The organism is Corallococcus sp. CA053C, assembly GCF_003611675.1.
GTDB lineage: Bacteria > Myxococcota > Myxococcia > Myxococcales > Myxococcaceae > Corallococcus.
On sequence record NZ_RAWA01000455.1, the window covers coordinates 1 to 7338 of the forward strand.

7 protein-coding genes are annotated in these 7338 nt (G+C 68.2%); 3 read left to right on the forward strand and 4 right to left on the reverse strand.

Features of this window, described 5'->3' with window-relative positions; genetic code table 11:
• Both D7V97_RS37080 and D7V97_RS37085 read left to right on the forward strand, forming a co-directional pair.
• The coding region (locus D7V97_RS37080; RefSeq protein ID WP_233583467.1) for a J domain-containing protein at positions 1 to 684 on the forward strand (684 nt) is incomplete at its 5' end.
• A gap of 27 nt (positions 685 to 711) precedes the next feature.
• Positions 712 to 1479 carry a CvpA family protein gene (locus tag D7V97_RS37085; RefSeq protein WP_120615334.1) on the forward strand — a complete coding sequence of 256 codons (768 nt, stop codon included), beginning with the start codon at positions 712 to 714 and terminating at the stop codon, positions 1477 to 1479.
• Here D7V97_RS37085 and clpX read toward each other — a convergent pair.
• A complete protein-coding gene (gene clpX, locus D7V97_RS37090; protein WP_120615335.1) occupies positions 1469 to 2542 on the reverse strand; it encodes an ATP-dependent Clp protease ATP-binding subunit ClpX in 1074 nt (357 codons plus the stop codon). The genes D7V97_RS37085 and clpX overlap by 11 nt on opposite strands.
• A 234-nt stretch (positions 2543 to 2776) precedes the next feature.
• On the opposite strand from clpX, the gene speA reads away from it, so the two are divergent.
• Positions 2777 to 4786: a biosynthetic arginine decarboxylase gene (gene speA, locus D7V97_RS37095; RefSeq protein WP_120615336.1), complete on the forward strand. Its 2010-nt coding sequence runs from the start codon at positions 2777 to 2779 to the stop codon at positions 4784 to 4786.
• Positions 4787 to 4798: 12 nt separating this feature from the next.
• Here speA and D7V97_RS37100 read toward each other — a convergent pair whose 3' ends face one another.
• From D7V97_RS37100 to D7V97_RS37110, 3 genes are all read right to left on the reverse strand, one after another.
• Positions 4799 to 5323, reverse strand: coding sequence for a hypothetical protein (locus tag D7V97_RS37100; protein ID WP_120615337.1), 525 nt, complete (start codon positions 5321 to 5323; stop codon positions 4799 to 4801).
• Between the two features lie 140 nt (positions 5324 to 5463).
• On the reverse strand, positions 5464 to 5901 hold the full coding sequence (locus tag D7V97_RS37105; RefSeq protein ID WP_120615338.1) for an OsmC family protein: 438 nt from the start codon (positions 5899 to 5901) through the stop codon (positions 5464 to 5466).
• A 36-nt stretch (positions 5902 to 5937) separates the two neighbouring features.
• On the reverse strand, positions 5938 to 7161 hold the full coding sequence (locus D7V97_RS37110) for a deoxyhypusine synthase family protein (RefSeq protein WP_120615339.1): 1224 nt from the start codon (positions 7159 to 7161) through the stop codon (positions 5938 to 5940).
• Positions 7162 to 7338: the final 177 nt, after the last annotated feature.

Sequence of the window (7338 nt, forward strand, 5' to 3'; positions counted from 1 at the left end):
GCCCTCGCACCCGCTGGCGCCCCGCGCTCCAGCGGGTCGAATCCGAATCTGACCCCGCCCCGCGCGCCGTCGGTCTCCCCGCCTCCTGCGCCGTCCGCCGCGTCCGAGGGCCCGGCCCTCACGCTGGCGCAGCTCACCGAGCTGGAGGTCCGCTGCGCGAAGCTGGATCAAACGGACTACTTCGAGCTGCTCTCGCTGGACCGCTCCGCCGTGCCCGCCGACATCAAGAAGGCCTTCTACCGGGAGAGCCGCATCTACCACCCGGACCGCTTCTTCCAGCTGGAGTCCAAGCCCCTGAAGGAGCAGGTGCACGAGCTCTACAAGCGCGTCACCGAGGCCTATTACGTCCTGCGCGACGACACCAAGCGCAAGAAGTACCTCGCGGACATCGCCGGCCCGGACCGCGCGCAGAAGCTGCGCTTCACCGACGCCTCCGAGGCGGAGACGAAGGCCGCGGTGAAGAAGGAGCAGGAGGAGCAGATCGGCACCCACCCCAAGGGCCGCCAGTTCTACGCGCAGGCCCAGAAGGACCTGGAGGCCGGCAACCCCTCCGCCGCGGAGCGCAACCTCAAGATGGCGCTCACCTACGAGCCCGCCAACGCCCGCTACAAGGAAACCCTCGCGGAAGCCCAGAAGCAGACCGCGGAGAAGTCCAAGGGCGATTCGTCGTTCAAGATCCGCTGAGCGCACGCGGCACCAGGAGTCCCATCCATGGTCATCGACCTCATCCTCCTGGGCCTGGTGCTCTTCTTCGGCATCCTCGGCGCCCTCTCCGGCGCGGCCCGGCAGGTGGCCAACACCGCCGGCCTCGCGGTGGGCTACTTCGTCTCCCGCAAGCTCGCGCCCATCGTCGGCCCCAAGCTCGCCGTCGCCCTGGGTTCGCCGCTGCTCGTGGGCACCCTCGCGGGGACGGTGCTCCTCTTCGTCGTGACGTGGCTCACCGTGCGCTACGCCCTGGGCGCGCTGCTCTTGCGCTTCCTCTCCGGAAAGAACCCGGACGAGCGCGGCATGGACCGCGGCCTGGGCTTCGTGCTCGGCGCCGGGAAGATGGCGGCCCTGTTCTGGGTCTCCCTGAGCGCGCTCACCTTCCTGGAGCAACACGTCATCGTCGCCGGCAAGCGCGTGGGCGTGTCGCCCATGGGCTCCGTCGCCTTCGACCTGTCACGCCGCTACAACCTCTTCGAGATCACCCAGTTCGCGCCCCTGAAGGACCTGGTCCGCGTGGCCCAGGCCGCCCAGGATCCCGCGAAGGCGCGCAAGCTCCAGGACGACCCGGCCTACAAGGCCCTGCGCAAGGACTCGCGCTTCCAGTTCGCGCTCCAGCAGCAGGAGCTCAAGAGCGCGCTGGAGCGCGGTGACACCCAGGCGCTCCTGCGCAACGACCTGGTGCTCCAGCTCATCCAGGACCCGCAGGCGGCGGCGCGGTTGGGCGCCGCCGCACGCGCCGCGGAGCGGCCCGCTCCCGCTGCTAAGCGTTGAGCTCCACGTCGTCCAGGCTGGCGAGCCGCGCCTTCACGAACTCCGCGTCCACCGCCACCTGCCGGTGCCGCCGCTCGGGCGCCTCGAACATCACGTCCGACATCACGTGCTCCAGGATGGAGCGCAGTCCGCGCGCGCCCAGCCCGCGCGCCACGGAGTAGCGCACCACCTCCCGCAGGCCGCCCTCCGGGAACTCCAGCTCGATGTCGTCCAGCGACAGCAGCTCCTTGAACTCGCGGGTGATGGCATCCGGCGGCTCGGTGAGCACGCGCAACAGCTCCGGCTCCCCCAGTCGCTCCAACTGAACCATCACCGGCATGCGGCCCAGGAACTCCGCCATCATCCCGAAGTCCACCAGTTGCCGCGTGGAGATGCGCTTCTCCTTCCGCTTCGCGCCCGCCGCGTCCGCGCCGAAGCCCATCATCCGGCTGCTGTCGTCGCCGAAGTCGTGCAGGTCGCTGAACGTGCCCGCGCAGATGAAGAGGATGTCGCGCGTGTCCACCTGCACGAAGTCGCTCTTGTTCCACGCCTGGGTGACGTTCATGGGCACGTGCACCTCGCGCCCTTCCAAGAGCTTCAGGAGCGACTGCTGCACGCCCTCACCGCCGATGTCGCGGCTGCCGGCGCCGTTGCGCGCGCCCTGCGTGCGCCGGGCGATCTTGTCCACCTCGTCGATGAAGATGATCCCCCGCTGGGTGTCCTCCACCGAGTGGTTCGCCTTGAAGAGCAGGTCGGACACCATCACCTCCACGTCCTTCCCGTAGTAGCCGGCCTCCGTGTACTCGGTGGCGTCGACGGTGGTGAAGGGCACGTGGAGGATGTCCGCCAGGTTGCGCGCGATGTGCGTCTTGCCGCTGCCGGTGGGGCCGATGAGCAGGATGTTCGACTTCTTGATGAGTGACTGACGCCGCATCCGCCGTGCCTGGATGCGCTTGAGGTGGTTGTGCGCGGCGATGGCCACCGCCCGCTTCGCCGCGTCCTGTCCGATGACGAAGCGATCCAGCCGCTCGAAGATCTCCCGCGGGGTCAAAGGTGCTTCTTCCCTGCGTGCGGACGACTCCATGTACCCTCCCCTTCTCTCCACTCGGCCTCCCTGGGCTTCCACAGGAGGAAGGGTAGGAATTGGATGCTGACCGGCCCACCAGGGCCAGCACCTGCGCAGGGCCCCTGCTCGCCTGCCTGCTTCACGAACAGGCGGCTATTGAATGCCCGGGACGTTTCCGATAGTCCGGCCCCCCTCCCTTGTTCATGGGAGTTTCCATCCGCCGCACGTCTCACCGGAGGCAACGAAACAACGATGCCCGCTACCGCCCCTCAGCACCGCTGGACCCTGGCCGATGCCCATGAGCTCTACGGAATCCGGAACTGGGGCTCGCCCTACTTCGGCATCAACGAAAAGGGCCACGTGTGCGTCCATCCGGACGGCCCCGCCGCTCCGAGCATGGACCTCAAGGAGCTGGTGGACGAGGTCCGTCGCCGGGGCATCGGGCTGCCGCTGCTCCTGCGCTTCACGGACGTGCTGCGCCACCGCGTCGTCCACCTGAACAACGCGTTCAAGAAGGCCATCGCGGACCAGGGCTACAAGGGCCTGTACCGGGGCGTGTACCCCATCAAGGTGAACCAGCACCGCTACGTGGTGGAGACCATCATCGAGGCGGGCAAGGAGTTCACCTACGGGCTGGAGGCCGGCAGCAAGCCGGAGCTGCTCGCGGTGATGGCGCTCCTGGACAACGAGGACGCGCTCGTCATCTGCAACGGCTACAAGGACGAGGAGTACATCGAGACGGCGCTCTTCTACTCGCGCCTGGGCCGCAACGTCATCCTGGTGGTGGAGAAGCCCAGCGAGCTGCCCCTCATCGCGGAGGTCGCGCGCCGCACCGGCATCACGCCCCGGCTGGGCATGCGCGTGAAGCTGTCCACGCGCGGCGCCGGCAAGTGGGAGGCGAGCGGCGGTGACCGCTCCAAGTTCGGCCTCTCCTCGTCGGAGCTCATGTCCTGCATCAGCTTCATGAAGGACGCGGGCCTGCTGGCCTCCTTCGAACTGCTGCACTTCCACCTGGGCAGCCAGATCTCCAACATCCGCAACGTGAAGAACGCGCTGCGCGAGGTGGGCTGCTTCTACGTGGAGGTGTGCCGCCAGGGCGCCCCGCTGAAGTACCTGGACGTGGGCGGCGGCCTGGGCGTGGACTACGACGGCTCCCAGACGAACTTCGCCTCCTCCATGAACTACACGACGGAGGAGTACGCCAACGACGTCGTCTTCGGCGTGATGGAGGCGTGTGACCGCGCGGGCGTGCCGCACCCCACGCTCGTCTCCGAGTCCGGCCGCGCCGTCGTCGCGCACCACGCCATCCTGGTGGTGGACGTGCTGGGCACGAGCGAGTTCGACCCGTCCCAGACGCCCGACAAGGTGGACGACAAGGCGCCCTCCGTGGTGCGCAACCTCTGGTCCACCTTCCGCGAGGTGACGAACAAGAACGTCATCGAGGCGTTCCACGACGCCCAGGACGCCAAGGAGGAGAGCCTCCAGCTGTTCTCCCTGGGCCACCTGTCGCTGGAGCAGCGCGTGGCGGCGGAGAACCTCTACTGGGCCATCTGCCACAAGATTCTGCGCGTCGCGCGCGAGTCCGGGGAGATTCCGGAGGAGCTGGAGGTGCTGGAGAAGCAGCTGTCGGACACCTACTTCTGCAACTTCTCCGTGTTCCAGTCGCTGCCGGACTCGTGGGCCATTGATCAGCTCTTCCCGATGATGCCCATCCACCGGCTGGCGGAGAAGCCGACCCGGCGCGCGACGCTGGCGGACATCACCTGCGACTCGGACGGGAAGATCGAGCACTTCATCGACAAGCGCGAGGTGAAGGACGCGCTGGAGCTGCACGCGCTCAACAGCGACGACTACTACCTGGGCATCTTCCTCGTCGGCGCGTACCAGGAGATCCTGGGCGACCTGCACAACCTCTTCGGGGACACGCACACGGTGCAGGTGTCGCTGGCGCCGGGCGGCGGCTACCTCATCGACCACGTCGTCGCGGGCGACACCGTGACGGAAGTGCTCAACTACGTGAGCTACAACAAGGACGACCTCGTCGCGAAGCTGCGCAAGTTCACGGAGCTGGCGCTGCGCCAGGGACGCATCACCCTGGACGAGTCGCGCAACCTGCTGCGCGTCTACGAGGACGGCCTGTCGGGCTACACGTACCTGGAGCGCGAGGTGGACGCGACGTTCACCTCCGCCAGCCAGCTGCGCCTGCTGCCCGGGCCGGAGAACGGCGCCGCCCGCGCGCCGGTGTCACCCTCCGGGACCTGATGTCGTGAAGGCTCACGCCTCCGTCGGGACCGGCGCCTCGCCGGTCTCGACGGACGTGTCCGTGAACGCGGTGTCCGTCGCGCGCAGCCGCAGGTTCTGGAGCGTGAGCAGCTGCCCCTCGGCGCGCTCCGCCAGGAAGCCGAAGTCGAACCGCTGAAGCCGCGGATCCTTCGCCGCCAGCCGCTCCAGGCTCCTCCACAGGGACACCCGCCCGTGGGAGCCGACGCAGAGGCCTTCCAGCTCCACCAGCCGGCTCAAGGGGGAGTAGCGCAGCCAGGAGCCGTTGAGTTTCAGCCGCGACACCTTCTCCACCACCCACGCACCGCCCATCTTCAGCGGATCCGCCTTCACGTCCAGGGCGGCCATCACCGCCAGCAGTGTGGCGCGGTCCTGCTCCAGGAGCGGCACGAGCGTGCCCAGGTACTGGCCCACCGGGTTGCTGCGGTTCTCCTGCTCCGTCCTGCGCGCCAGGTCCACGCCCACCGTGGAGCCCAGGAGGTGGTCGTTCAGGTAGATGCCCAGTCGCTTCACGTTCATGCCGCATGCCCTCCCCGGAGCGAGCTTCCAAGTGCTCCAGGCAGGGTGGGCACGCAGGCGCGTTGGCGCAGGCCGCCACCGGGGCTCGCCACCGGGGCTCGGAAGGCAGGCAGCCCGCCGAGCCCCTGTCTACGCGGACGTCAATCCGGATAGCCGAACGACGCCGTCACCTTCACGTCCGGGTGGAGGCTGCGCGCCACCGGACACTCGTGGGCGATGCGCTCCAGCAGCTCGCGCTGGGGAGGGGTGAGGCCCGACGGCAGGAGGATGGACAGCACCAGCTCCGCGATGCGGCGCGGGGGCGGCGTCATCCGCTTCTCCACCGACGCGCGCACCTCGCCCAGCGTGAAGCCCTCGCGGTTGGCCGTCAGATGCATGGTGGTCACCACGCAGGACGCGAGCGCCGCGCCCATCAGGTCCGTGGGGGAGAAGCTGCCGCCGGTGCCGCCGTTGTCGCGCGGCGCCTCCGTGGGCAGCGACGCGCCCGACGGGCCGTGGGTCACCTGCGTCTTCAACTGGGGAGCACTCACCAGGGACATCACCACGCCCGGAGCGGGCACCGCGGGTTGCTGACTCATCACCGCCTCCTTTTGTGACTTGTGGGGGACTGTTCTCTAACGCACGAAGCTGTCGTGGGCCTTCGCGTCCTTCTTCGTGGAGGGCTCGGCCTCCTCGACGCTCCAGTCCAGCGTCTTCATCAGCGACTTGCTGCGCTTCTTCACGTCCGCGTCGAGGAACTTCACGGCCGCGTCCATCTTGTCCATCAGCCGCATCGGCTTGCGCTTGTTCTTGGGCTCGCTGAACAGCGCGTGCGTGAGCCAGGGGAACACCGCCGTCACGTCGCAGTGCACGTACATGGAGCCCGTCTCCACGGCCTCCACGGACACCTTGCCCCAGGTGTGGCCCTCACCGGCCGGGCAGCTGGACAGCGCGCCGTTGTCCACCGGGTCCACGCAGAACTGCACGTCGATGTCGAAGCCCGACGTGGGGACGTTGAGGATCTGGTCGAGGAGGGGCTCGCCCTGGAGCGTGTAGTTCTTGGGCACGCCGCCGCCCAGGATCCAGATGGCCAGCTTCCCGCTGCCGTTGTGGCGGCAGTAGTGCTGCATCGCGGCCATGGAGAAGACGTCGTCGTTGATGTCGAGCTCGAACTTGAACGCGTCCCCCAGGAGGCGCTTGAGCTTCACGACGTTGAGGAAGATGGAGCCGTCCTGCACCGCGCCCACCCAGATGGGGACGCCGTGCTTGTAGCAGGTGGACAAGAGCGACGGCTGCTTGACGCCCAGCTCCTTCTCGATGCCGTGGATGGCCTTGCCGAGCAGGTAGTGGAACTCCGGCGTGGTCATCTTCTTCTGGAACTGGGGCTGCCGGAGGATGGCGGAGAAGAGGCGGTCGGTGTCGAGCAGCGCCTCCTCCCAGAAGCCCAGGTCGTAGATGCGGATGATGCGCGCCAGGCGGTACTGGAGGTCGCCCGCGTTGGGGTTCACCTCGCGGATGCCGTGGCCGATGATGCGGTGGGCGTCGTGGTAGAGGTTGGCGCCCGTGGTGGTGATGGCGGAGATGATGCCCTTCTCCACCAGCGGGATGAGGCAGGACTGGTGCAGGCCCGCGGGCGTCATCGCGCCCGACAGCGTCAGGAAGATGGACGCGTCCTGCTGCACCGACTGCTGCATCAGTTCGAACGCGGTGCGCTCCTGCCGGCCCACGTAGGCGCTGAACGCGTGCGCGAGCAGCTCCGCCGGCTTCTCCTTGCCGGTGATGGGGCGGGGATCCGCCTTGCGCGCGTTCGCGTAGGCGGCGCGAAGGGAGGACTTCTTCGGGGTCGGGGTCTTGGCCATGGCGCGGCGATCTAACACCGCCAGCCGGCCAAGGGGAGCACGGCCTTCACCCGGGGCCCCTGCCAGTGGACGCGCGGACGATGGGAAGAAGACAGGAACAATCCCGCCGCCGTGCTGATTCACACAGGGCCCGCTCTTCCGGCCCCCGCTCCCATGGACATGACATAAGAGTGGCCG

Coding starts and splice junctions, on each gene's coding strand:
- D7V97_RS37085 (WP_120615334.1), top strand. CDS start 712: ATGGTCATCGACCTCATCCTCCTGGGCCTGGTGCTCTTCTTCGGCATC.
- clpX (WP_120615335.1), bottom strand. CDS start 2,542: ATGGAGTCGTCCGCACGCAGGGAAGAAGCACCTTTGACCCCGCGGGAG.
- speA (WP_120615336.1), top strand. CDS start 2,777: ATGCCCGCTACCGCCCCTCAGCACCGCTGGACCCTGGCCGATGCCCAT.
- D7V97_RS37100 (WP_120615337.1), bottom strand. CDS start 5,323: ATGAACGTGAAGCGACTGGGCATCTACCTGAACGACCACCTCCTGGGC.
- D7V97_RS37105 (WP_120615338.1), bottom strand. CDS start 5,901: ATGAGTCAGCAACCCGCGGTGCCCGCTCCGGGCGTGGTGATGTCCCTG.
- D7V97_RS37110 (WP_120615339.1), bottom strand. CDS start 7,161: ATGGCCAAGACCCCGACCCCGAAGAAGTCCTCCCTTCGCGCCGCCTAC.